Origin of the sequence: Corynebacterium tardum (assembly GCF_046717785.1) — a bacterium.
GTDB lineage: Bacteria > Actinomycetota > Actinomycetes > Mycobacteriales > Mycobacteriaceae > Corynebacterium.
The window spans coordinates 1708992-1732500 of record NZ_CP177104.1 but is presented as its reverse complement, the minus strand read 5'-3'; the positions used below and the strand labels follow the sequence as shown (position 1 = coordinate 1732500).

Below are 23509 nucleotides of genomic sequence, written 5' to 3'. Positions count from 1 at the left end.
CCACCGAGGCTAGCCCGTTAAGCTTAAAGGCATGGAATTACTGATCGGTCGCGTGGTGAAATCCCACGGCATCAAGGGCGAGGTCGCCGTCGAAGTGACCACGGACGCCCCGGAGGCGCGCTTCGCCGTCGGCGAGGTCCTTAACGGTAGGCAAGGCAAGAAGGAACACGAGCTCACCATCACCGCGGTGCGCGCCCACAAGGGGCGTTTGCTCGTGACGTTTAAAGAAGTCCCGGACCGCACCGCGGCGGATTCCCTGCGCGGTACCCAGTTCTTTGCCGCCCCGCTGGAGGACCCGGAGGACGATGGCTTCTACGACCACGAGCTGGAGGGGCTCAGGGTGCTCCAGGACGGCCGCGACATTGGCCAGGTCACCGGCGTGACTCACGGCCCCACGCAGTCGCTGCTGGAGGTGACGTTGGACAGCGGCGCGGAGGCGTTGGTGCCCTTCGTGGAGGCCATCGTGCCCGAGGTCGATCTGGACGCCGGCACGTGCACCATCACCCCGCCGGAGGGGTTGCTCGAGCTATGAGAATCGACGTTGTCACCATCTTCCCTGAGTACCTGGACCCGCTGCGCCACGCGCTGCTGGGCAAGGCCATTGAGCAGGGAAAGCTTGCCGTGGGCGTGCACGACCTGCGCCAGTGGGCCACGGATGTGCACAAGTCGGTCGACGATTCCCCGTACGGCGGTGGCCCCGGGATGGTGATGAAGCCTGAGGTGTGGGGCCCCGCGCTTGACGACGTCTCCTCCGCCACCGCTTCCACCCAGGACCTAGTCAGTGCCCTGCCGCACCTGAGCAAGCCGCGGCACGACGATATCCACGGCGTGGAGTCCCGCGCCTATGCCGAGTCTGGTGCGGAGGACAAGCCTCTGCTCATCGTGCCCACCCCGGCGGGAAAGCCCTTCAGCCAGGAGGACGCCCAGGCCTGGTCCTCCGAGGAGCACATTGTGTTCGCGTGCGGGCGCTACGAGGGAATTGACCAGCGCGTCGTCGATGATGCGGCGAAGCGCTACCGCGTGCGGGAGGTCTCCATCGGGGACTACGTGCTCATCGGTGGCGAGGTGGCCGTGCTGGTCATCGCGGAGGCCGTGGTGCGCCTGATCCCGGGCGTGCTGGGCAACCGGCGCTCCCACGAGGAGGATTCCTTCTCCGACGGGCTGCTGGAAGGCCCGAGCTACACCAAGCCGCGCGAGTGGCGCGGCCTCGCGGTGCCCGAGGTTTTGACGTCCGGTGATCACGCCAAGGTGGACCGCTGGCGCCGGGAACAGTCGTTGGAGCGCACGCTCGAGCGCCGCCCGGAGTTGCTGGAGGCGGCCGAGTTGGATGCCGCCGACCGCGCATACCTGGATCAACTGAAGGAGGACACGCATGGACGTGAGTACTGATCTGTCGATTCTTATGACCGAGGCCGAATGGAACAAGGTCTTGGCAGAGATGCCGCAGCGTTTGCGCGAAGGCGGGCTGGAGCCGCACGACATCAACGCCGAAATCGTGTCCTTTACCTGCGAGCCGGACAACATTCTGGTCAACGAGTACATGAACAACCACGGCCACCCGCCGGTGAGCGAGCACGTGTGGCGGGTTATCGTCAACGGATCGTCACAGTTGCCGCTGACGAAGGTCACGGCGGCCGTCGCGGACTGCCTGCCGCCGCACACGCTGTGGTACGGCACCTCGGAAATCGGCCACACCGAGTTTGGGCTAGGCACCTCCTGTGCGTGGCAGGGCGGGGTATAGGGTGGGAAGGTCTTTAAGTCCCCGACCCACATAAAGAGGTTTTGTGAACATCGCAGCCACCATCGCCACCGAGCTGGGAGTCAAGGAGTCCTTCGTCGCCGCAGCACTCAAGCTCATGGCAGAAGGCAATACCGTTCCGTTCATCGCCCGCTACCGCAAGGAAGCGACGGGCGGGTTGGATGATTCCCAGCTGCGCATCATCGAGGAGCGCTCCACCTACCTGCGCGAGCTGGAGGAGCGCAAGGAGACTGTACTTGCCGCCATTGAGGAACAAGGCAAGCTCACCGATGACCTCCGCGCGCTCATCGTGGCCTGCGAGACCAAGGCCCGCCTGGAGGACCTGTACCTGCCGTACAAGAAGCGCCGCAAGACCAAGGCCGACATTGCTCGCGAGGCCGGCCTTGAGCCGTTGACGGACAAGCTCATCGAGAATCCCAGCGCGGACCCGGCGCAGCTGGCGGGGGAGTACCTCACCGAGGGTTTCGAGGAGACCAAGAAGGCCCTCGAGGGTGCGCGGTCCATCCTGATCGACCGTTTTGCGCTCGATGCGGATCTCGTGGGCGAGGTGCGCGAGCGCATGTACACCACAGGCTCCATGAATGCCGGCGTGGTCGAGGGCAAGGAAACCGAGGGCGCGAAGTTCAAAGACTACTTCGAATTCTCCGAGCCGTTTGAGAAGCTGCCCTCGCACCGCATCTTGGCGCTGCTGCGCGGCGAGAACGAGGGTGTGCTGCAGCTTAACCTCGATGCCGGGGACGACGCCGTGTACGAGGGGATCATTGCGGACCGCTTCGACCTTGATGTTGCCACCTCGCGCTGGCTTGCCGACGCCGTCCACTGGGGCTGGCGCACCAAACTCTCCATCTCCTCCGGCTTGGACGTGCGTATGCGCTTGAAAGAAAAAGCGGAGGAAGGCGCGCTCAAGGTCTTCGCCACCAACCTGCGCGACGTGCTCCTAGCTGCCCCGGCCGGCCAGCGTGCCACCTTGGGGCTGGATCCGGGCTACCGCAACGGCGTGAAGTGCGCGGTTGTTGACCCGACCGGCAAGGTCCTGGCCACCACCATCGTCTACCCGCACCAGCCGCAGAAGAAATGGGCTGAGGCGGTGCGCGAGTTGGCGTCGTTAAGCGCTGCCCATTCGGTGGACCTCATGGCCATCGGCAACGGTACTGCCTCGCGCGAGACGGAAAAGCTGGCCGGGGAGGTCGCCGACCTTATCGCGCAGGCAGGCGGGGCTCGCCCCACACCGGTGGTGGTCTCCGAGGCTGGCGCGTCCGTCTACTCGGCCTCCCAGCTCGCGGCCGACGAATTCCCCGACATGGACGTCTCCCTGCGTGGTGCGGTCTCCATCGCGCGCCGCCTCCAAGACCCGCTGGCGGAGCTGGTGAAGATCGACCCGAAGGCCATCGGCGTGGGCCAGTACCAGCACGACGTCAACCAGGTAGCGCTCGCGCGCACCCTCGACGGCGTGGTGGAGGATGCCGTCAACGGCGTCGGGGTGGACCTCAACACGGCCTCGGCCCCGCTGCTGGAGCGCGTGGCCGGCGTGAACTCCACGATTGCCGCCAACATCGTGGCCTACCGCGACGAGAACGGCACGTTTGCCTCGCGCAAGGAGCTGAAGAAGGTGCCGCGCTTGGGGCCGAAGGCCTTTGAGCAGTCGGCGGGCTTCCTGCGCATCACCGGCGGCAGCGATCTCCTCGACGCCTCGGCCGTGCACCCGGAGGCCTATCCGGTGGTCGCCCGCATCGCGGAGAAGACCGGCCTGGGGGTCTCGGAGCTCATCGGCAATTCCCGCGTGCTGACAAAGCTTAGCCCGTCCGACTTCGCGGATGAGACCTTCGGCGTCCCGACCATCACGGACATCATCGCGGAGCTGGACAAGCCCGGCCGCGACCCGCGCCCAGAGTTCAAGACCGCCACGTTCAAGGAAGGCGTGGACAAGGTCTCGGACTTGAAACCAGGCATGATTCTGGAGGGCACCGTGACCAACGTGGCGGCGTTCGGCGCGTTTATCGACGTCGGCGTGCACCAGGACGGCCTCGTCCACGTCTCCGCCATGAGCCACAAGTTTGTCTCCGATCCGCACGAGGTCGTGCGCTCGGGGCAGGTGGTCAAGGTTAAGGTGATGGAGGTTGACGTTGAGCGCCAGCGCATCGGGCTAAGCCTGCGGCTGGACGACGAGCCCGGCCAGCCCGCGCCGAAGCGCCGCAGCGGCACCAACGGTGGCGGGAACTCCCGCCGAAGTTCCGGACGCAAGGGCGGCCGCTCGCGTGGCCGCCAGGACCGCGGGGGCGGCGGCTCGATGGCCGATGCCCTCAAGAAGGCCGGCTTCTAACGCGCTACACCCCCGACCGTTCGAACGGTAGGGGGTGATTTTCGGCGTGTGGGATCGCCGATGTCGCGGAAGGCCTTGTGGGCGTTCCGCGTGGCGTTGTGGTTCTAGTCGGGTGCGGCTCGTGCTGCGGCTTGTTGGTAGGCCGCTTGGGTGGTGATTGGTTCTCCCCAGGGTGGGATGTAGTCCACCTCGCCGCGAAGACGGAAGACGTAGCCTGCCCCGGTGGGTTTATCCGGGTCATCATCGTTGACACCGTTGTGATAGGCACACAACATTGTCAGATTCGGCGGATCGGTGGTACCTCCTGCTTTCCATGGGATGAGGTGGTGCACGTGGGCGTAGTCGGCGGGTTTGTTGCAGCCTTTCCTGGCACAGGTGGGATGCTCCGCACTAGCCATCATGCGCTGCTCAAACCCGGCCAAGCGTTTCATGCGGTGTAGCCACACCGGCCCGATCGTGGGGTGGATGAGGGTGACGTAACCGATCTCGGCAAACTTGTAGTTCAGAAACTCCGTGCCGGTCATCCGGCCGCCATTAGTGAGCTCAAGCACGATGTCATCACCGTCGCCGCTAACAATCTTGTCGAGCTTGTCTAGGGTAACGACCACACTGGTCAGCACCGCTGGTTTGGTTCCGCCGTGGGATTTTTCAAAGAAGACCTGTTTCGAGGCATTCAACAAGTCGGTGGGATCAAGCGATTCTAGGACCCCGCGCATCTCGGTGATGGTCAGTGGGTTATCGGTAATCGTCAGCGAGTGCGGGCCGTCTTTGCGGTAGGTCATGCGCACCCCCGGCTTGGGCACACGCTTGGGGTTGAGCTCCTTGAGCTTTTTCGACGCTACGGCGGGGATGTTGTGGGCGGGTGTGCCGGCTGAGTTTGATGCGAAGGTTCCAGGCGTCCAGCTGATTCTTCAACCGTGCCGTATAGGACTCGATGAGGCTTAGCGTGGCCACATCGTGGCCGCTATCGACCGCACGCTTGCGGGCGGTGTGCTGCTTACCCGTGAACTTCGTGGCACCGAAGTAGACGTGGTGCAGGCGTGCGAGTTCGGCGGCATCGGCTGGTGCAGCGCCGAGTGCGCGTAGGTGCTTTTCGCCTCCTTCCGCTTGCTCCACCAATGACATCCCCGAGCAACGGAAGGAGAAATAGGTCTCTAAATCCCCCATGGGAAGGAGACTAAAGCAAGCTCACCACCCCCGCAACCGGAAGAGGAGGAGTGTACCGCTTAGTCAATTTTCTGAATGAATTGCAGTTCGTTAAACGGTTGCTGTGCTCCAGTGGTACGTTTGTAGAAACAAACTAAAAGGCGGCGTCTTTATTCTGCAAACCAGCAGGGTATCTGGCCGTCCTCGTCAATCCCAAGGAGTTTCCATGAGTGAAGAGAAGCGTAGTGCTGTGTCTGTCGAGGCGAACGATGCTTCGTCATCATCAGCGATGGGCTGGCACCGTGTACTTGATTGGCGTCCCAGGAGCACCCTGTCCAGAGTGCTCATCGTCTTCCTCCTTGTGGCCCCGATCATCGTGGCCGGCACCATGATGTGGGCGATGTGGGATCCGTCGAAGTACATGCGCAATATTGACTTGGCGGTGGTCAATGAGGACGTGGGCGTCGACAAGCAAGGCACCTTCACCAACTACGGCGACCAAGTGGTGGAGGGGCTGCTGGAGACGGACTACCTCAACTTCGCGGAGGTCGACCAGGCCCAGGGGGAGGAGGGGCTGCTCAAGGGCCAATACCTCATGGTGGTGACCATTCCGAAGAACTTTTCCGAGCAGGCCGTCACCATCATCAGTGATAACCCCGTGAAGCCGGAGATTCACTTCGCCACGAATGACTACTACGGTACGAACGGCTCGGTGATTTCCGCCAGCCTGATTCCGCAGGTGCAAACCAGCGTGGAGAATGCCATTTCCAAGAAGTACGCCGACCAGGTCATCGAAGGATTGGGCAAGCTGAGCGAGGGCCTGAATACTGCGGCCGAGGGCGCGGGCCGACTCGATGAGGGCGCGGGCGCGCTGCAGGACGGCGGCGGGCGCGCGGTCGAGGGCATTGCCAAGCTGGACTCCGGCGCGAGTGAACTCAATACCGGTACCGGGCAGTTGGTGGACGGCACGACGCGGTTACAGGAGGGCGTCGGCAAGCTCAGTGCCGGTGCGACGCAACTGGATGATGGCGCCACGCAGCTCGCGGACGGCTCCGATAGGCTGCTGGCCGGCACCGGCCGCCTGGCCGAGGGCGCGGGCCAGATCGACGGCGGCGTCAACCAGCTCACCGGCATGCTCATCCCGGTGCTCAAGCAAGCCCAAGCGGTGGCACCGGCGCTGCTGCAGTTGGTTGACGTTCTTCGCAGCCTCGGCATGACTGAGCAAGCCGAGCAGCTCTACTCGCTGGTGTCCAAGCTCGACCCGGCGGCCAGCGGCAACATGGTGGCGCAGCTGGAGAAGCTTTCGGCCGGCACCGGCGAGCTCTACTACAACCTGTCCGACCCGAACTCGGAGTACCTCGGCGGTATGCAGACTTTGAACGACGGCACGCACCGCCTGGCCACGGGAACCAAGGACCTGCGCAGCGGCGTGGGGGAGCTCAGCACCGGCGCGGCGCAGCTGCACGACGGCGCGACCCGGCTGCACGAGGGCACGGGCACGCTCAAGGACGGCACCAGCCAGTTGTCTGCGGGCGGCGCGGACCTTAAAGACGGTATGGATCAGCTCAAGTCCGGCTCGAACGAGCTGGCCACCAAGCTTGCCGACGGCGCCGCGAAGGCCCCGATCGTCCCCAAGCCCGACGCATCGGCGCAGAACATGGCGGTGCCCATCAATTTCACCGAGTCCAACGTTCACCCCGTGCAGACGGTGGTTAATCCGCTTGACCCGACCCACAAGGACATCACCGGCGGCGTGTCGATGCTACTGGTCCTGGTCTTTGGCTTCCTCGTCATGCTGCTCGTGGCGATGACGCTGCCGTACTACCTGGGCCGCCGCAACGGTACTGCGGCCAGCCCGGTGCGCGGAATCCTCGCCGCGTTCGGCGTGGTGGCGGGTCTGAACTTCCTGGTTCTGGCGTTTATGGCCATCATGTCCGCCACCCTGGGATGGCGTCCGGAGAGCTGGCCCATGATTGTGCTCGTCATCTCGGCCATTGCCGCGGTGGGCGCGGCGACGTACCAGTTCTTCCTCGTGACCTTCGGGCGGAAAATCGGGGCGGTGTTCTCCGTCGGTGCGTTTGCCCTCGGCGTCATGGTCTTCGGCGGCGTGTGGCCGGTGGCGGCCATACCGCGGCCGCTGAGCATGCTGCACCCCTTCCACCCGATGACGTACGCGAAGAACGCGTTTACCCGGGCTACCGACGGTATCCACGACGGCACCTTCGTCGCGGGCATCGCCGTGCTGCTCATCGTCACGGTGCTGGCGCTTGTGGCCTCGTGCCTGGTGTTCCGGGCGCGCCACCACGGCACCGCCCGCATCTTGGACGAGCACCTGTTCCGCACGAAGGCGGCGGCCGGCGCTTAGTAGCCTAAGGCCGCCAGCCCGCCGGGGAGGTTGCGCAGCTCGATGCCCATCGAAGCGGCGAGGTCGGCGTAGCGCAGGGCAAAACCGGCGCTGCGCCCGCCCGAGGGGCAGGCCACGAACACCAGGTCGGCGTCGCACGATGCGAGGGCGCGGCGCACCGCATCGTCATCGGTGACGGTGTGCCAGGGAAGCGCTACCGAGGGAAGGGGAGCGAGTGCAGCGGGGTGCTCGGAAATATCTAGGAGGGCGGCGCGGCCTGTGCTTAGCTCCGGCGGCAGCTCAGCGGCGGTGTCGAGTGAGGTGACGAGGGCGCGGTCGGGGTCTGCGGCCGCGCGCAGCGTGCGGAAGGAGCCGGGCAGCGCGTCGTAGGTGGTGACGCGCCCGACCAGCTCCGCGTGGTGGGGGAGCGCGCCGAGCATGCCGATGGCGGAGGTAGCCATAAGCCCTGCGATGACCGACGTCGTGGCCCCGAGAACCCCAGCCGTGGAGCACTCCAGGGCCTCGCCCTCGGGCGGGGCGGGGAAAAGGTCGCGCAGGCCTACCCCGCGCCCGTCGTCGCAGGCGGGACCGGAGTGCCACAGCGCGGCCTGCCCGCCGTAGCGCAGCACGGTTCCCCAGGCCAGCGGGGTAGAGGTGATTTCGCAGGCGTCGGCGACGAGGTACTTGGTGGCAAAGGTATCGGAGCCATCGAGCACGAGGTCGGCGTCGGCGCACAGGTCCACGACATTAGTGGTATCGAGGCGTTCCTGCAGCGGGGTGACGGTGAGCTCGGGGCCCAGCTCGCGGGCGCGCGTGGCTGCCACCTGGGCTTTGGGCTTGCCGACGTCTCCCACCCCGAACAGCACCTGCCTGTGCAGGTTGCTCATATCGACGGTGTCGGAATCAATGAGCGTGATGTGCCCGATCCCGGCGGCGGCAAGCTGCTGGAGGGCCGGGCAGCCGAGTCCACCCGCGCCGACGATGAGGACGTGGGCGGCGTGGAGCCGTTCTTGGGCGTCGTCGCCGAAGCCGGGCAGGATGCGTTGGCGCGCGGTGCGGGCGCGCTCGGAGTCGCTGAGCATGAGGGCTTAAAGGACCTGGTCGGCCCAGCTGGCCAGGCCCTCAAAAGTGGAGGAGGCCTGGGCATGCTCGCGCTGGGGGATGCGGCCTGCACTCCTAGCGAGGCGTCCGGCCTCCACGGCGTGGCGCATGGCGGTGGCCATGGCCTCCGGGTCCTGGCAGCGGTTCACCGCGCTGGCGAGCAGCACGCCCGAGCAGCCCAGCTCCATGGCGCGGGCGGCGTCGGAGGCGGTGCCGATGCCGGCGTCGACAAGCACGGGCACACTTGCGCGGGAACAGATGAGCTCGAGGTTGTGTGGGTTGAGAATGCCCAAGCCGGTGCCGATGGGCGCGCCGAGCGGCATGACGGCGGCGGCCCCGGCGTCCTCCAAGCGCTGGGCGGCTACGGGGTCATCGCTGGTGTAGGCCAGAACGGTGAAACCTTCGGCGGAAAGGAGCTCGGTGGCGTCGAGGGTTTCGAGGACGTCGGGAAGCAGCGTGTGCTCGTCGGCGATGACCTCCACCTTGACCCAATTCGTGCCGAGGGCCTCCCGCGCCATCTGGGCGGTGAGCACAGCCTCGCGCGCGGTGCGGCAGCCGGCGGTATTCGGTAGCGGGGCGATGTTCAAGCGGCGCAGCAGGTCAAAGACACTTTCGCCGTGTGAGGTGCCGGCGTGGCGGCGCATGGCCACCGTGGTGAGCTCCGTGCCAGAGGCGACGAGCGCTCGCTCGAGGGCCTCGTGGCTCGTCGCCCCGCCGGTGCCCATGATGAGGTGGGAAGAAAAGGTGGTGTCGGCGATGGTGAGCATTTAGCCTCCTTGGACGGCGGTGAGGATTTCCACGCTCGCGCCCTCACTCAGCGTGGCGGTATCCCACTGTGAGCGCGGCACGACCTGCTCGGCCACGGCCACGGCGGTGCCGTCGGCAGCAATGCCCTTCTCCTGGAGCAGCTGGGCGACGGTGCCGGCAGCCGTGTCATAGGGTTGGCCGTTGAGGATGAGAATCATGGTTTACTCCTTGTCATGGCGCAGGGGCGAGCAGGCGGTGAGGTCGATGCTGGGCTCGGAGTGCTCGACAAGCTCGCTGGTGCACCGAGCCGCAAGCGCGGTGAGCAGGATTCCGTGGCGGAAATAGCCGGTGGATATGACGAGCTTAGCGCCCACGCGGCCGAGATAGGGCAGGTCATCCGGCGTGCCGGGGCGCGCGCCCGCGCTGGCCTCGAGGAATTCGCACTCCTCGACGGCGGGGAGGAGCCGGATGGCGTCGCGCAGCAGGGCGTAGACCCCGCCGGCCTGGGCGGAGGCCAGGGAATCTTCCCGGGTGGTGGCTCCGATGGCCAGGGTGCCATCGTGGCGCGGAATAAGGTAGACGGGGCGGTCCTCCACGAAACCGCGGACCACGCGGTTCAGCAGCGGGCGAAGGTGCTCTGGCACACCCAGGCGCAGGATATCGCCGTAGACCGGGCGCAGCTGCAGGGGAGAGCGCTCTAGCCCTGCCGATTGTGCCCATTCGACGTCGCGCGCGCCCAGGCCGGCGGCCAACACGACGTCATCGGCGTGGAACTCGCCGGTGGGGGTGCGCACGACGCCGTGTTCGGCATCGATGGCGTGGGCGGGCGTGCGGAAAAAGCGAACGCCGAGTTTCTGGGCTGCGCTTAGGAGTGCGGCCGCCCACTGGCGGGGAAAGACCTGGGTGTCGCCCGGGATGCTCACAGCACCTGCTAGCCGCGGGGAGAGAAGCGGTTCGGCGCGGCGGGCCTCGCGCACGGTGATGCGCTCGACCTCCATGCCGTGGAGAGATTGATAATCAGCTAGCTCAGTAAGGTGCTGGGCATCTGTGCGGTCGGCGGCGACGACGAGCGTGCCCTCATCGCGGTAGCCGGTGGGGACGTCCGTGTGGGAAGCAACGAGGTCGATGAGCTCGGGATACCACGTGCCGGAAGCACGCATTAGCGGAAAGAGCGGATCCTGCTGGTAGACCACCTCGGCTGTCGGGGCGAGCATGCCGCCGGCGAAGTGTGTGGCGCCGAAGGCCGGCTCGGGGTCGAGCACGGTGACCGCGTGGCCACGGGAGGCAAGCTCCACCGCGGTGGCCAGGCCCACCACGCCGGCGCCGACGACGATGACGGTGGAGTCAGATGCAGTACTCATCGCGCACCTTCATCGAAGCCGGAAAGGAGCTCGCGGCAGTAGGCCTCCGGGTCGTCTGCATGCATGATGCCACGCACGACCGCGAGGCCGGCCACGCCCGTGGCCGCGAGAGCTGCGGCATCGTCGGCGGTGACATCCCCGATGGCCACGAGCGGGACCCGGGAGAGCTCGACCAGCTCCGGATAGGCGTTAAGCCCCAGGGGCGGGCGGCCGGAATCCTTCGTCGGGGTAGCCCGGAACGGGCCGCACCCGATGTAGTCAATGAGGTCAGCAACCTCGTTGGCTTTCTCGACGAGCTCGCGGGTACCCGTGGTGAGCCCGATAATCGCGTCCGGCCCGAGGAGCGCGCGGGCCTGCTCGACGGGGAGATCATCCTGGCCAAGGTGCACGCCGTGGACCGGCTCGCCGTCGTGGCGTAGGGCGAGGGCGACGTCCACGCGGTCGTCGATAAGCACACGCGTTGCCGGGTTCGCCGCTGCCACCGCGCGGGCGACGTCCCGGCCCAGCAGGTAGAGATCGCGCGCGGAAATCGGCTTCGAGCGCACCTGCACGATGCCCGCCCCGCCCCGGGCCGCCGCCGCAGCGATGCGCACGATATCCGCAGGGGAGTCCGCAGTGCCGGTGACGAAGTAGCAGCGAAGATCAGGCATGGACCCCGTCTTCCTCGTGGTAGAGCTGCGAGCCCTGCGCCTTGAACTCCTCCGACTTGCGCTCCTCGCCCGCGCGGGCCGCGGCGACGACGTCGGGGTCGATGGAGCCTTGCCCCGGGAAGCTGGGCATGCCGAGGGAATCGGAGAACGTATCCCGAATGTCCTGGCTGATGCGCATGGAGCAGAACTTCGGGCCACACATGGAGCAGAAGTGGGCGGTCTTCGCCGGCTCCGCGGGCAGGGTTTCATCGTGGTAAGCCTGCGCGGTGTCCGGATCCAGTGAGAGCGCGAACTGGTCGTGCCAACGGAACTCGAAGCGGGCCTTGCTCATCGCGTCGTCCCAGGCGCGCGCACCCGGGTGGCCCTTCGCCACGTCGGCGGCATGGGCGGCGAGCTTGTAGGTAATAACGCCGGTCTTGACGTCATCGCGGTTGGGCAGGCCCAGGTGCTCCTTGGGGGTGACGTAGCACAGCATGGCCGTGCCTCCCATGGCGATGTTCGCCGCGCCGATGGCGGAGGTGATGTGGTCGTAGCCCGGCGCGATGTCGGTGACCAGCGGGCCCAGCGTGTAGAAGGGGGCTTCCGAGGCCCACTCCTGCTCCAGCTCGTTGTTCTCCTGAATCATGTTGAGCGGCACGTGGCCGGGGCCCTCCACCATGACCTGGACGTCGTAGTCCCAGGCGCGCCGGGTGAGCTCGCCAATGGTCTTGAGCTCGGCGAACTGGGCGGTGTCGTTGGCATCCGCCAAAGAACCCGGGCGCAGGCCATCACCGAGGGAGAAGGCGACGTCGTAGCGCGCGAAAATCTCGCACAGCTCATCAAAGTTCTCGTAGAGGAAGGACTCCTTGTGGTGCGCCAGGCACCAGCCAGCCATAATCGAACCGCCGCGGGAGACGATTCCGGTGACGCGCTCGGTGGTCAGCGGCACGTAGGGCAGCAGCACGCCGGCGTGGATGGTCATGTAGTCCACGCCCTGCTCGCACTGCTCGATGACGGTATCCCGGAAGACTTCCCAGGTGAGGTCCTCGGCTACGCCGTTTACCTTCTCCAGGGCCTGGTAGATGGGCACGGTGCCGATCGGGACCGGGGAGTTGCGCAGAATCCACTCGCGGGTGGTGTGGATGTCATCGCCGGTGGAGAGGTCCATGACCGTGTCCGCGCCCCAGCGCGTGGCCCAGCGCAGCTTGGAGACTTCCTCGGCAATGGAGGAGGTCACCGCGGAGTTGCCAATGTTGGCGTTGATCTTGGTGAGGAAGTTGCGGCCGATGATCATTGGCTCGGATTCCGGGTGGTTGACGTTGTTGGGCAGGATGGCGCGCCCGCGCGCGATTTCGGAGCGCACGAACTCCGGGTCGCAGTGCTCGCGCAGGGCTACGAACTGCATCTCCTTGGTGATGATGCCCTGGCGCGCGTAGTGCATCTGGGTAACCCGCTTGCCCTCCTGAGAGCGTAATGGCTGGCGGCGCTCACCTTTCCACTCCTGGGAGGCGGCGCCGCGGCGCTCGGCGGAGCGGCCGTCATCGGCCAAGTTGCGGGCGCGGCCGGCGTAGGTCTCCACGTCGCCACGCTCTGCAATCCACTCTGCGCGCAAGGCCGGCAGGCCCACCTCGGGCTCGCACTCCGGGCCGCGCGTGCGGTAGACGCGGAATGGCTCGTTGGGGCCGGTGGGGGAATCATCCAGCTGGATTTCGGTTTCCGGAACCTCCAGTCCGTTCTCCCGGATGGGGGAGTAGGAGTGCTTGGGATGGATCTCATTGTGGGTAGCCGTCATGGCTGCTCCTCTCTTCCTTCGCTGGTGCTAACCAGACAGGTTCGAACGGTGCAGGCGCGGTGTCAGCGCCACTCTCAGCCCACTTCCTGTGGGCACCCGTGGGGTGTATCAGTGCGTAAACCACCATAGAATGCTCACCGCAGCCGTGTCAGGCGTTTGGGCAATTTGGCCGGTGGGGGCGGGGTATGGAAAGATAGCGATGTTCTATGTAACAGGCACGAACCGGTCAGCCGCCACAAGGTGGCGCCAGGGTCCTCTGTCTTAAACTGAAAAGGAAACATTCAATGGCAAACCTCATTGACAAGGTTGACGCAGCACAGCTGCGCGACGATATCCCGTCCTTCCGCCCGGGCGATACCCTTGACGTTAACGTCAAGGTCATCGAGGGCACCACCGAGCGTACCCAGCTCTTCAAGGGTGTCTGCATCCGCCGCCAGGGCTCCGGCATCCGCGAGACCTTCACCGTGCGTAAGGTCTCCTTCGGCATCGGCGTGGAGCGTACCTTCCCGGTTCACTCCCCGAACATCGCCTCCATCGAGGTTGCTCGCCGCGGCCGCGTTCGCCGTGCGAAGCTGTACTACCTGCGCGACCTGCGCGGTAAGAAGGCCCGCATCAAGGAGCGCCGCTAGTCTTTCGGCGCCCTCGCCAAGCCCCCTGTTCTCCTCCTGCTGGCTCTAGTGGGAGGGAGCAGGGGGCTTTTTCGTGCGCCGCGCGCGGTGAGCAGAAGGCGGATTGCTAGGATTTAGCCCGTGGAAAAAGACAACGACATTACTGAAGGTGCCCAGCCTGCCGTCGAGGAGACGGTGGGGGACACGGGGGCGTCGGCAAGCGCGGCGGCTCCTGCCAAGGAAAAGAAGCAGATGCCGTGGCTGCTGGAAACAGCGCTCGTGGTGGTCTGCGTGCTCGCCGTGGTGGGCGTGTTCCAGAACTTCGTGGGCCGGCAGTATGTCATCCCTTCGGGCTCTATGGAGCCGACCCTGCATGGCTGCACGGGCTGCACCAACGACCGCATCTTTACGGAGAAGGTCTCCTATTACGGGGATAAGGGCCCGGAGCCTGGCGACGTCGTCGTGTTCAAAGGAACCCCGGATTGGGACACCAACTGGGTGTCGCCGCGCTCCTCGAATCCGGTGATTCACCACATCCAGGACGCGTTGAGCTACGTTTCTCTCACCCCGCCGGACGAGAACACTCTGGTCAAGCGTGTTATCGCCACGGGCGGGCAGACCGTGTCCTGCCAGGAAGGCGACCCGGCTGTCATGGTGGACGGCAAGCCCATTGACCAAGACTACGTCCAGAACCCGCCGACCTACCGCGTGGACGAGTCCACCGGTTCTAACGCCTGCGGTGGCGCCTACTTCGGCCCGGTGACCGTCCCGGAGGACAACATCTGGGTCATGGGTGATAACCGCACGGCCTCGGCGGATTCGCGCTACCACATGCAGGATGAGTACCAGGGCACCATCCCGGTGGAGAATGTCCGCGGCAAGGTGATGTTCGTGTTCTTCCCCTTCAACCGCATCGGTGGGGTCGATGACCTGGACATCCAGTCCTAAGGCCCGCCCGCGCGCGCGGGATTTCCTCCCCGCGCTCCTTCTCACTTTTGTTCTCCTGGCACTGATCCAGGCCTTCGTGGGGCGGCTCTACCTCATCCCGTCCTCCTCCATGGAGCCCACCCTGCATGGCTGCCCTGGGTGCAGCAATGACCGCATCGTGGTGCAGAAGGTGAGCTACTACTTCTCCCCGCCGCAGCCCGGGGACGTGGTGGTCTTTAGCGGACCGGAATCGTGGAATACCTCCTTCGAGGTCTCCCGCTCCCGCAACGTGCTGGTGCGCGGCGTGCAGAACCTGGGCGCGGTGGTGGGTCTGGTGCCCAACGGCGAGAACATTCTGGTCAAGCGCGTCATCGCCACGGCAGGCCAGACGGTGTCCTGCGAGGAGGGCGATCCGTCCGTCATGGTGGATGGCCGGCCTATCAACCAGGATTTCGTGCTCGACCCGCCGGAGATCCCCATCGATGACCGCGCCGGCTCTGTGGCCTGCGGGGGCGCCTACTTTGGCCCCGTGACGGTGCCGGAGGGCCACCTCTGGGTCATGGGGGACAACCGGACCAATTCCCTGGATTCGCGCGCGCACCTGGGGGATAAGGAGCAGGGCACGGTGCCTCTCGACGCCGTGCGGGGCCGAGTGGAGGCCGTCGTGCTGCCGCTTAGCCGCCTGCAGAGCGTCGACCGCGCGGAGCTGTAGCCGCATGCGCAGGTTGAAGCAGAAGCGCACCTATGAGGTGGCGCTGGATAAGGCCGGTCTGGGGCCCGTGGTCGGCGTCGACGAGGCCGGGCGGGGCGCGTGCTGCGGTCCGGTGACTATAGGGGCCTGCATCCTGCCCCAGCGTATCCTCCCGGAGCTCGACCGCCTGGATGATTCGAAGAAGCTCAGCCCCGCCGCGCGGGAGAAGCTGGAGCCAGTCATCAAGAAGCGCGCGGTGGCGTGGGCGGTGGTGCACATCGATGCGCAAGACGTGGACACTTTTGGCATCCAGCACGCCAACCTGTCCGGCATGCGCCGGGCGGTGGCGCAGCTGGCGGTGCGGCCGGGCTATGTGCTTACCGACGCCCTCCGGGTCCCCGGCATCCCCGCCCCGCAACTGCCGATCATCGGTGGCGACGCCGCGGCGCGGTGCATCGCGGCTGCCAGCATCCTGGCGAAGGTCTCCCGCGACCGGCTCATGGGTGAGCTGGATGCGCGCTACCCCGGCTACGGGCTCGCCGGCCACAAGGGCTATGGCACTGCCGTGCACCAGGCAGCGATCGCTCGCCTCGGCGCCACTCCAGAGCACCGGATGAGCTACCGCAATGTGGCGCAGGCACACGCGGAATTTATCGCGCGCGCCTGAGCGAGTGTGCCGGCCGAAGCAAGTAAGCTGAGGCGAGTTCACCCTGGGTTATGAGCGAAGGAGATGCACACCGTGAGCGCTGAGGAACTCGATAACTACGAAGCTGAAGTCGAGCTGTCGCTGTACCGCGAATACCGCGATGTGGTCAGCCAATTCTCCTATGTGGTGGAAACCGAGCGCCGGTTTTACCTGGCCAACGCGGTCGAACTCATCCCACACACCTCCGGCCCCGACGTGTACTACGAGGTGCGCATGTCCGATGCCTGGGTATGGGACATGTACCGCTCTGCGCGTTTCGTGCGCTACGTCCGTGTCATCACCTACAAGGACGTCAACATTGAGGAGTTGGACAAGCCGGACTTCGTCCTGCCTGACTAAGCGCCCGCGGGTCCTGCTCCGTGGGGGAGAGAGTGAGCGGGGTGCCGAGGACGTGGTGAGCCCGGGGGAGTTATCCACAGATCTGCCGGGGCGGGGCAGATGACCCTAGCCAGCAGTGGCAGCGGTGGGGTGTTCTGGGAAGTGTCGTGAGCAATGCGGCATGTAGCTTTCCCACACTTTCAAGGAACACCACAATGACAACTTTTACTGATTCGACCGTCCCCGGCAGAACACTGCGTCATAAGGACGCCTTGGGTAAAGCCGGCGAGCAGTTCGCCGCCAACTTTTACCGCGCCCGCGGTGCGCAGGTCATCGCCGCCAACGTGCACTACCGCGTGGGCGAAATTGACCTTGTCGTCCGCGAGGCGGACGGCACCATTGTCTTCGTCGAAGTTAAAACTCGCGCCAGCCGCGCGTATGGCGTGGCTGAGGCAGTAACCAAGCGCAAGCTAAAGCGCCTGCGCAAGGCCGCGGCCCACTGGCTTGACGGCAAACCCTTCTCACCGGTTCGCTTCGACGTCCTTGCCCTAGTCAAGGCCGGGGAGGACTTCGACGTGGAGTACTTCCAAGGGGTGGACAATGGCGCTCGGTAGGTGTGACACCATTGCCCTCGACGGCGTGCTGGCGCGCGTCGTCGCTGTAGAAGCCAACGTGGGGCCGGGACTGCCCGGGGTCCACGTGGTGGGGCTCGGAGATGCCGCCATCTCCGAATCCCGCGACCGCATCCGCACCGCAGTGAGCAACTCCCACCTGCCGTGGCCGAAGACTAAGGTCGTCGTCTCCATGTCCCCGGCCTCGCTGCCCAAGGCGGGTGCCCATTTCGACCTACCGATGGCACTCGCCATTCTGGGCGCGGGCCAGGGCGAGCACGGCCGGCTGGCCCGCGCCCTAGTGCTGGGGGAGCTGGGACTCGATGGTCAGGTGCGCCCTGTCTCCGGCATTATCCCCGCCATCCTGGCCGCGCGCTCTCACGGCTATGACACCCTGGTTATCCCGACCGGAAACGCGGCGGAGGCGGCGCTCGTGCCGGACATGAACGTCCTGGTGGCAGACACCCTGTGGGATGCCTACGCCTGGGCCTGCGGGAGCGATTGCCTTTTCCTGGCGCGTGAAGTGGCCCGGGAATGCTCACCGGCGGACGAGGAGCCGGCGGATTTCTGCGAGGTGGCCGGCCAGTACGAAGCCAAGTGGGCCGCGGAGGTAGCCGCTGCCGGTGGCCACCACGTGATGATGGTTGGCCCGCCAGGCTCGGGAAAGTCAATGATTGCCTCCCGTCTTCCGAGCATCCTGCCGCGCTTGAGCACCGATCAGTCGGTTGAGGCCACGGCCATTCACTCGGTGGCGGGCTCCCTGGGCTCGGTGGTCTCGCGCGCACCGTTTATTGCCCCGCACGCCTCAGTAACCAAGGCGGCGCTCATCGGCGGCGGTTCGGGCCGCCCGCGTCCCGGCGCGGTAAGCCTGGCGCATCACGGGGTGCTGTTCTTGGATGAAGTCAGCGAGGTTCCGGCCCAGGTGCTGGACGGACTCCGCGCTCCCTTGGAGGAAGGACAAGTGCGCCTGGCCCGCGCGCGGCGGGAGGTGACGTTTCCCGCACGCTTCCAGCTGGTCTTGGCGGCCAACCCGTGCCGCTGCGGTACCGAGGACCCGGCGCGGTGTGAATGCCGGGCGGCAGACCGCATGAATTACCTGTCGAACCTCTCCGGCCCGCTGCGCGACCGGCTCGACATCATCGTGTCCCTGTCGGGACAGGCCGCAGTGCTTAACGCGGCTGGGGAGGAGACCTCCGCGGTCATCGCCGAACGAGTGGCAGAAGCCCGCGAGCGCATGGCCGCGCGGTGGGAGGCAGACGGCCTTGGTGTCGTGGTCAACGGTGCTGTTCCGGCGGCATATTTGCGGCGACATCGGCCGGCGTCAGAGTCAGCGATGGTCATGCTGTCGGCGTACCTGGCGGAAGGGGAGCTGAGTCAGCGCGGGGTAGACCGCGTGCTGCGCCTGGCCTGGACACTGGCGGACCTCGAGGGGGCGCCACGCCCAGAGCTTGAGCACGTGAGCCGAGCCCTGGACCTGCGCGGCGCCGGAACCATCGAAAGGCTGGCGGCATGAGTGAGCTGAATCTGTCTACGCCACAGCACACCTGGGCCTACCTCAATCGCGTGGTCGACGGGCCATCTCCCGCGCTGCATGGGCTTCTTACCCAGTACCCGGCGGAGGAGATCGCGCGCGGCATCTACCGGGCGGAGGAGTGGATCGGACCGCTGCGCCAGGCCACGGCCAGCCGCCGGGAGTGGCTGCGCCAAGACGAGGACCTGGCCGCTGCCGCGGAGGTGGGAGCACGGCTGATAACCCCGGAGGATGCCGAGTGGCCGCACGAGGAATTCTCGCAGGCCTTCGGCTTCTACCTCCAAGGGCAGGTAGATGCGCCAGCGACCTTTGATAGCCAGGCGGTCCCGCCGAACAGTCTGTGGGTGCGCGGCGGCAGCCTTCGGGAGGCCGTGACCCAGTCTGTTGCGCTGGTGGGAACGCGGGCTATCAGCAAGTACGGCTGGGAGGTAAGCCGGCGACTGGCTAGTGGATTGGCCACGCATCAGTGGACCGTGGTGTCCGGCGGGGCCACGGGAGTGGATACCGCCGTGCACGAGGCCGCGTTGGAGGCTGGCGGGCAGACGGTCGCGGTGGCTGCCTGTGGCATCGACGTGTCCTACCCGGTGCGCAACGAGGCACTCTTTAACAAGATTGCTGACAGCGGGTGCATTGTGTCGGAGTTCGCGCCGGGAACCCGCCCGGAGCGCTACCGCTTTCTCTCCCGCAATCGATTGGTCGCCGCCCTGACGGCAGGCACTGTGGTGGTGGAGGCGGGCTTTCGCTCCGGTGCCCTCAACACCCTGAACTGGGCCGAGGCGCTGGGAAAGGTTGCGATGGCGGTTCCCGGTCCAGTGACCACCTCGGGCTCGCTCGGCTGCCACCAGCGCATTCAAGAAGGACGCGCGCAGCTGGTCGCCTCCGCGGATGAGGTGCGCGGCTTCATTGGGCATGCGGGCGATGTGGACGTGGCTGGACAGTACGAAATGGAGTTTCAGCCCACCGCTGTCCAGCGATTGTCCCACAACGAGCTGCGGGTCTATGACTCGACTCCACCGGAGACGGCGGAGGCAGGCGCCAGCGCGGAAGAGATTGCCCAATCCGCGGGTATGCGGGTGCCGCTGACCATCCACCTGCTCGTGGCGATGCAAAAGATGGGAGTGATTGCGCGCTCGGGGGCGCTGTGGCGACGCACCTGAGTACACTCATGAGCTATGAGTGACGCACGTGGCACAAGAGGCGCAACCGGCGCGGGGGAGCCGCGCGTGGGCGGACAGCTCGATGAGGCGATCGAGGACTTTGCCGAATACCAGCGCGTGGTCCGCGGCCGCTCTGCGGCCACCGTGCGCGGCTATTGCTCGGACCTGCGTCTCCTCGCACGCGGCGTCCCGGACTTCGCGTCCTTTACCCTGGCAGAGCTTCGTGCGTGGCTGGCCAGCGCGGTGGAAGAGGGGAAGTCTCGCTCCACGCTGGCTCGGCGCACCGCGGCATTGCGCGCTTTTTCTTCGTGGGCCACGCGGGAGGGCTACCTCGACGTCGACGTGGCCCAGCGCCTGGCCACCCCTGCAGTGGGCAAGCACCTGCCGACCGTCATGTCGCCGGCCAAAGCGGGTGAGCTCATGATGAACGCCGTATCTGCCGACGAGGCTCACTTTCTGCGCGATAGCGCCATGCTGGAATTCTTGTACGCTACCGGCACGCGTGTGGCTGAGCTCGTCGGGCTCGACATCGACGACCTAGACCTGTCACGCCGCACCGCACGAGTGACCGGTAAAGGCAACAAGCAACGCGTGGTTCCCTTCGGGGAATCCGCGGCCGAGGCCCTAGAACAGTGGCTGGAGGTTGGTCGCCCGCACCTTGCCGGCGATACTCCCGCGGTGTTCGTGGGCACCCGAGGCGGCCGCATCGACACGCGCCAAGTGCGGCGCGTGGTGGAAAAGGCGGCGCAGGTTACGGGTGCACCGGGACTGACGCCGCACGGCCTGCGCCACTCGGCGGCTACGCATCTTCTCGAGGGCGGGGCCGATCTGCGCGTGGTCCAGGAGCTGCTGGGCCACTCCTCGCTGCAGACCACGCAGGTCTACACGCACGTATCAGCGCAGCGTCTTAAGGACGTCTATGCCCGCGCCCACCCACGGGCTTGAGCCGAATCACCGGCCCGGACAACAAGCTGAGCGGATCGATGTAGTTCTCCGCGCCGGACCTGCCTTCGCGTGCGCCCCAATGCAGGCCAGGGTAGCCATCGACCGAGGGAGCTAGTGTGCCGATCACCTGTCCCTCGTCGACGTGGTCGCCGCGCTCGACCCGCGCGAACACCGGCTGGTAAGTGGTGCGCAGCCCGGAAGCATGCTGGATGGAGACGACCGGCGTGCCGGCAACGGAGCCCGCGAAGTGGACCACCCCGGCACCGGCCGCTTTGACTTCTCCGCCTACGGGTAGCCCTAGGTCCACGCCGCGATGTCCGGCCAGCCAGCGCTTTTCCGGAGGATCGAAGCCACGCAACACGCGGGAGGCCGTGGGCTCGCCGGTGGTGGGGTCGACGTAGGCGGCAGCCGGCGGTGCGGTCGTTGTGGCCAGTGCAACGAGGCCAGCGAGGAGGAGGCGGTGAAAAGTGCGCATGTGCCAAGCATGCGCGGGGCGCAATCGGTGCGATAGGGCGTGGCGCGTCGCTGTGGATAACGTGGGGAGGATGTGGCTGATGGGGTGAGTGGTAAAAGATAGATGAGGGGGTCAACTAAACATGGCCGATTGAATGGTTGTCGTTTTGGAATCCCCAGCCAATCAGTACTAAGCTGACGGCTAGCAGTCTGTGTCAAATGTGTACCGCGCAAGCTGGTGCAACACGACTCGGATTGACTACGCGCGGCGAAGCCGTCGCTTCCTGGGTTAAGGAAGAGACAGTCCGTGGTTGACGTGGTCCCCGTGATATCGGGGTGTTGACCTGGGCCTTCGTTGCTAGGGTGCGGAATAAAACACCGCACAATTTTTTCAAAACCGAAACAACAACAGAAAGCGAGCGAATCATGGCAGTTGTAACCATGCGCGAGCTCCTCGACGCCGGTGTCCACTTCGGTCACCAGACCCGTCGCTGGAACCCGAAGATGAAGCGCTTTATCTTCACCGACCGTAACGGCATCTACATCATCGACCTGCAGCAGACGCTGACCTACATCGATGAGGCCTTCGAGTTCGTGAAGGAGACCGTCGCACACGGCGGCACCATCCTCTTCGTCGGCACCAAGAAGCAGGCCCAGGAGGCCGTGGCAGAAGAGGCCACCCGCGTTGGTATGCCGTACGTTAACCACCGCTGGCTGGGCGGCATGCTCACCAACTTCCAGACTGTCTCCAAGCGCCTGAAGCGCATGAAGGAGCTGCAGGCCATGGACGCCGCCGAGGACGGCTACAAGGGCCGCACCAAGAAGGAAGTCCTCATGCTCAACCGTGAGCGCGTCAAGCTGGAGCGCGTTCTGGGCGGCATCTCCGACATGACCAAGGCTCCGTCCGCTCTGTGGATCGTTGACACCAACAAGGAGCACATCGCGGTCAAGGAGGCTCACAAGCTTAACATCCCGGTTGTGGCCATCCTGGATACCAACTGCGATCCGGACGAGGTCACCTTCCCGATTCCGGGTAACGACGACGCTATCCGCGCCACCAAGCTGCTCTCCGGCATCATCGCCACCGCAGTGGAAGAGGGCAAGAAGGCCCGCGAGGAGCGCAAGCTGGCTCAGGCTAAGGAAGCCGCCGGCGACTCCGCTGAGAAGGACGCACGCGACGCTGCCGAGGCAGCCGCTGCTTCCGACCCGGCTTCCGCTGAGAAGGCTGAGGAGTCTTCCGAGAAGTCCGCAGAGTAATCTGCTGCCTGATTAGCCCCCGCACCGCGCGGCACCTCGTGCCCACGGCGATGGGGGCTTTTCTTTCGCGTCGCCCGAGTGCGGCGCCACAGCGCTGACTGCGTTACCCTCGCGGGGGAGTGGGGATGGTGTTAACACCCCCCTCAACGCGACGTGGTGGCAGCTATTCAGCTACGCTGTTTCATCGAATACCGTTTAATTCCAAGGAGGATCGCTCCAACTATGGCGAACTACACTGCTGCAGACGTTAAGGCATTGCGCGAGGCTACCGGCTCCGGCATGCTCGATTGCAAGAAGGCTCTCGAGGAGTCCCAGGGCGACTACGACAAGGCTGTCGAGTTCCTGCGCATCAAGGGTGCCAAGAACGTGTCCAAGCGCGCTGAGCGCGAGGCTACCGAGGGCCTGATCGCCGTGTCCGGCAACACCATGGTCGAGATCAACTGTGAGACCGACTTCGTGGCTAAGAACGACGCCTTCAAGGCCTTCGCTTCTAAGATTGCTGACGCTGCCGGTGAGGCCAAGGTGAACTCCGGCGAGGAGCTCAACAACCTGGAGATCGACGGCAAGAAGGTCTCCGAGGTCGTTGACGAGGAGTCCGCAAAGACCGGCGAGAAGCTGCAGGCCCGCCGCGCCGTCACCATCGAGGGCGACAACGTTGCCGTGTACCTGCACCAGCGTTCCGCTGACCTGCCGCCGGCAGTGGGCGTGCTGGTCTCCTACGAGGGCAACGAGGAGGGCGCACACGCTGTGGCCCTGCAGATTGCCGCAATGAACGCCGAGTACCTCACCCGTGAGGACGTTCCGGCTGAGGTTGTGGAGAAGGAGCGCGAGATCGCTGAGGCCACCACCCGCGAGGAGGGCAAGCCGGAGGCAGCCCTGCCGAAGATCGTGGAAGGCCGCCTCAACGGCTTCTACAAGTCCGTCGTCCTGCTGGAGCAGGCTGCCCTGTCTGACTCCAAGAAGACCGTTAAGCAGGTTGCTGAGGAGGCCGGCACCACCATCACCGGCTTCGTCCGCTACGAGGTTGGCGCCTAAGCGCTACCTGCCTTAGCCCCACGTTCCCCCTCCTCCCTTTCCACTAGCCGTGGGAAGGGGAGAGGGGGCGT

25 protein-coding genes and 1 riboswitch are annotated in these 23509 nt (G+C 65.7%); of the genes, 16 read left to right on the top strand and 9 right to left on the bottom strand.

What is annotated here, in order from left to right:
• Positions 1–31: 31 nt before the first annotated feature.
• Genes rimM through ACLI1P_RS08325 form a run of 4 tightly spaced genes read left to right on the top strand, consistent with a single transcriptional unit; the run spans position 32 to position 4079 of the window.
• The gene (gene rimM, locus ACLI1P_RS08340) at positions 32–532 is read left to right on the top strand and encodes a ribosome maturation factor RimM (RefSeq protein WP_296131424.1); all 501 of its coding nucleotides are present in this window, start codon (positions 32–34) and stop codon (positions 530–532) included.
• Positions 529–1389 (top strand): tRNA (guanosine(37)-N1)-methyltransferase TrmD, encoded by an 861-nt coding sequence (gene trmD / locus ACLI1P_RS08335; protein ID WP_408930666.1) that lies wholly within the window; start codon positions 529–531, stop codon positions 1387–1389. Before rimM ends, trmD begins: the two co-directional genes overlap by 4 nt.
• Positions 1373–1741, top strand: coding sequence for a hypothetical protein (locus ACLI1P_RS08330; protein ID WP_408930665.1), 369 nt, complete (start codon positions 1373–1375; stop codon positions 1739–1741). Before trmD ends, ACLI1P_RS08330 begins: the two co-directional genes overlap by 17 nt.
• A gap of 43 nt (positions 1742–1784) precedes the next feature.
• A complete protein-coding gene (locus tag ACLI1P_RS08325) occupies positions 1785–4079 on the top strand; it encodes a Tex family protein (RefSeq protein ID WP_411708541.1) in 2295 nt (764 codons plus the stop codon).
• 104 nt (positions 4080–4183) lie between these two features.
• On the opposite strand, the gene ACLI1P_RS08320 is transcribed toward ACLI1P_RS08325, so the two are convergent.
• Together ACLI1P_RS08320 and ACLI1P_RS08315 are read right to left on the bottom strand one after the other, a co-directional pair.
• Entirely contained in the window at positions 4184–4861 is a 678-nt protein-coding gene (locus ACLI1P_RS08320; RefSeq protein ID WP_411708540.1) for an HNH endonuclease signature motif containing protein, read from the bottom strand.
• Positions 4815–5246 carry a hypothetical protein gene (locus ACLI1P_RS08315; protein ID WP_411708539.1) on the bottom strand — a complete coding sequence of 144 codons (432 nt, stop codon included), beginning with the start codon at positions 5244–5246 and terminating at the stop codon, positions 4815–4817. The genes ACLI1P_RS08320 and ACLI1P_RS08315 overlap by 47 nt, the downstream gene beginning before the upstream one ends.
• Positions 5247–5451: 205 nt before the next feature.
• Here ACLI1P_RS08315 and ACLI1P_RS08310 point away from each other — a divergent pair, with 205 nt between their 5' ends.
• Positions 5452–7590, top strand: coding sequence for a YhgE/Pip family protein (locus ACLI1P_RS08310; RefSeq protein ID WP_411708538.1), 2139 nt, complete (start codon positions 5452–5454; stop codon positions 7588–7590).
• Here the strand turns inward: ACLI1P_RS08310 and ACLI1P_RS08305 are convergent.
• The 6 genes from ACLI1P_RS08305 to thiC all read right to left on the bottom strand — a co-directional run bounded on the left by ACLI1P_RS08305 (position 7587) and on the right by thiC (position 13199).
• The gene (locus ACLI1P_RS08305) at positions 7587–8651 is read right to left on the bottom strand and encodes a ThiF family adenylyltransferase (protein ID WP_296131441.1); all 1065 of its coding nucleotides are present in this window, start codon (positions 8649–8651) and stop codon (positions 7587–7589) included. The genes ACLI1P_RS08310 and ACLI1P_RS08305 overlap by 4 nt on opposite strands.
• Positions 8652–8657: 6 nt before the next feature.
• Entirely contained in the window at positions 8658–9437 is a 780-nt protein-coding gene (locus ACLI1P_RS08300; RefSeq protein WP_296131445.1) for a thiazole synthase, read from the bottom strand.
• Positions 9438–9635, bottom strand: a complete 198-nt coding sequence (gene thiS, locus ACLI1P_RS08295; protein ID WP_296131448.1) for a sulfur carrier protein ThiS — start codon at positions 9633–9635, stop codon at positions 9438–9440. It abuts the gene before it with no gap.
• Positions 9636–9638: 3 nt separating this feature from the next.
• Positions 9639–10778, bottom strand: a complete 1140-nt coding sequence (gene thiO, locus ACLI1P_RS08290) for a glycine oxidase ThiO (protein WP_411708537.1) — start codon at positions 10776–10778, stop codon at positions 9639–9641.
• Complete coding sequence (locus tag ACLI1P_RS08285) at positions 10775–11428, bottom strand: thiamine phosphate synthase (protein ID WP_408930660.1); 654 nt, start codon at positions 11426–11428, stop codon at positions 10775–10777. Before ACLI1P_RS08285 ends, thiO begins: the two co-directional genes overlap by 4 nt.
• A complete protein-coding gene (gene thiC / locus ACLI1P_RS08280) occupies positions 11421–13199 on the bottom strand; it encodes a phosphomethylpyrimidine synthase ThiC (protein ID WP_408930659.1) in 1779 nt (592 codons plus the stop codon). Before thiC ends, ACLI1P_RS08285 begins: the two co-directional genes overlap by 8 nt.
• A riboswitch (TPP riboswitch) is annotated at positions 13195–13309 on the bottom strand. (Overlaps the previous gene by 5 nt.)
• Positions 13310–13483: 174 nt before the next feature.
• Here thiC and rplS point away from each other — a divergent pair.
• The 9 genes from rplS to ACLI1P_RS08235 all read left to right on the top strand — a co-directional run bounded on the left by rplS (position 13484) and on the right by ACLI1P_RS08235 (position 20693).
• Positions 13484–13828, top strand: coding sequence for a 50S ribosomal protein L19 (gene rplS / locus ACLI1P_RS08275; RefSeq protein ID WP_296131457.1), 345 nt, complete (start codon positions 13484–13486; stop codon positions 13826–13828).
• 231 nt (positions 13829–14059) lie between these two features.
• Positions 14060–14755 carry a signal peptidase I gene (lepB, locus tag ACLI1P_RS08270; RefSeq protein ID WP_306506849.1) on the top strand — a complete coding sequence of 232 codons (696 nt, stop codon included), beginning with the start codon at positions 14060–14062 and terminating at the stop codon, positions 14753–14755.
• Positions 14733–15446: a signal peptidase I gene (gene lepB, locus ACLI1P_RS08265; protein WP_411708536.1), complete on the top strand. Its 714-nt coding sequence runs from the start codon at positions 14733–14735 to the stop codon at positions 15444–15446. The genes lepB (ACLI1P_RS08270) and lepB (ACLI1P_RS08265) overlap by 23 nt, the downstream gene beginning before the upstream one ends.
• A 4-nt stretch (positions 15447–15450) precedes the next feature.
• Positions 15451–16092 carry a ribonuclease HII gene (locus tag ACLI1P_RS08260; protein WP_306506762.1) on the top strand — a complete coding sequence of 214 codons (642 nt, stop codon included), beginning with the start codon at positions 15451–15453 and terminating at the stop codon, positions 16090–16092.
• 72 nt (positions 16093–16164) lie between these two features.
• Complete coding sequence (locus tag ACLI1P_RS08255; RefSeq protein WP_039675937.1) at positions 16165–16470, top strand: DUF2469 domain-containing protein; 306 nt, start codon at positions 16165–16167, stop codon at positions 16468–16470.
• A 194-nt stretch (positions 16471–16664) separates the two neighbouring features.
• Positions 16665–17063, top strand: a complete 399-nt coding sequence (locus ACLI1P_RS08250) for a YraN family protein (protein WP_411708535.1) — start codon at positions 16665–16667, stop codon at positions 17061–17063.
• Positions 17050–18573, top strand: a complete 1524-nt coding sequence (locus ACLI1P_RS08245) for a YifB family Mg chelatase-like AAA ATPase (protein WP_411708534.1) — start codon at positions 17050–17052, stop codon at positions 18571–18573. Before ACLI1P_RS08250 ends, ACLI1P_RS08245 begins: the two co-directional genes overlap by 14 nt.
• Positions 18570–19748, top strand: a complete 1179-nt coding sequence (dprA, locus tag ACLI1P_RS08240; protein ID WP_411708533.1) for a DNA-processing protein DprA — start codon at positions 18570–18572, stop codon at positions 19746–19748. The genes ACLI1P_RS08245 and dprA overlap by 4 nt, the downstream gene beginning before the upstream one ends.
• Before the next feature lie 15 nt (positions 19749–19763).
• Positions 19764–20693, top strand: a complete 930-nt coding sequence (locus tag ACLI1P_RS08235; RefSeq protein WP_408931242.1) for a tyrosine recombinase XerC — start codon at positions 19764–19766, stop codon at positions 20691–20693.
• Here ACLI1P_RS08235 and ACLI1P_RS08230 read toward each other — a convergent pair.
• A complete protein-coding gene (locus tag ACLI1P_RS08230; protein WP_408931243.1) occupies positions 20656–21168 on the bottom strand; it encodes a M23 family metallopeptidase in 513 nt (170 codons plus the stop codon). The genes ACLI1P_RS08235 and ACLI1P_RS08230 overlap by 38 nt on opposite strands.
• Before the next feature lie 404 nt (positions 21169–21572).
• Here ACLI1P_RS08230 and rpsB point away from each other — a divergent pair, with 404 nt between their 5' ends.
• Complete coding sequence (gene rpsB / locus ACLI1P_RS08225) at positions 21573–22403, top strand: 30S ribosomal protein S2 (protein WP_306506763.1); 831 nt, start codon at positions 21573–21575, stop codon at positions 22401–22403.
• Between the two features lie 222 nt (positions 22404–22625).
• A complete protein-coding gene (gene tsf / locus ACLI1P_RS08220; RefSeq protein WP_411708532.1) occupies positions 22626–23438 on the top strand; it encodes a translation elongation factor Ts in 813 nt (270 codons plus the stop codon).
• Positions 23439–23509: the final 71 nt, after the last annotated feature.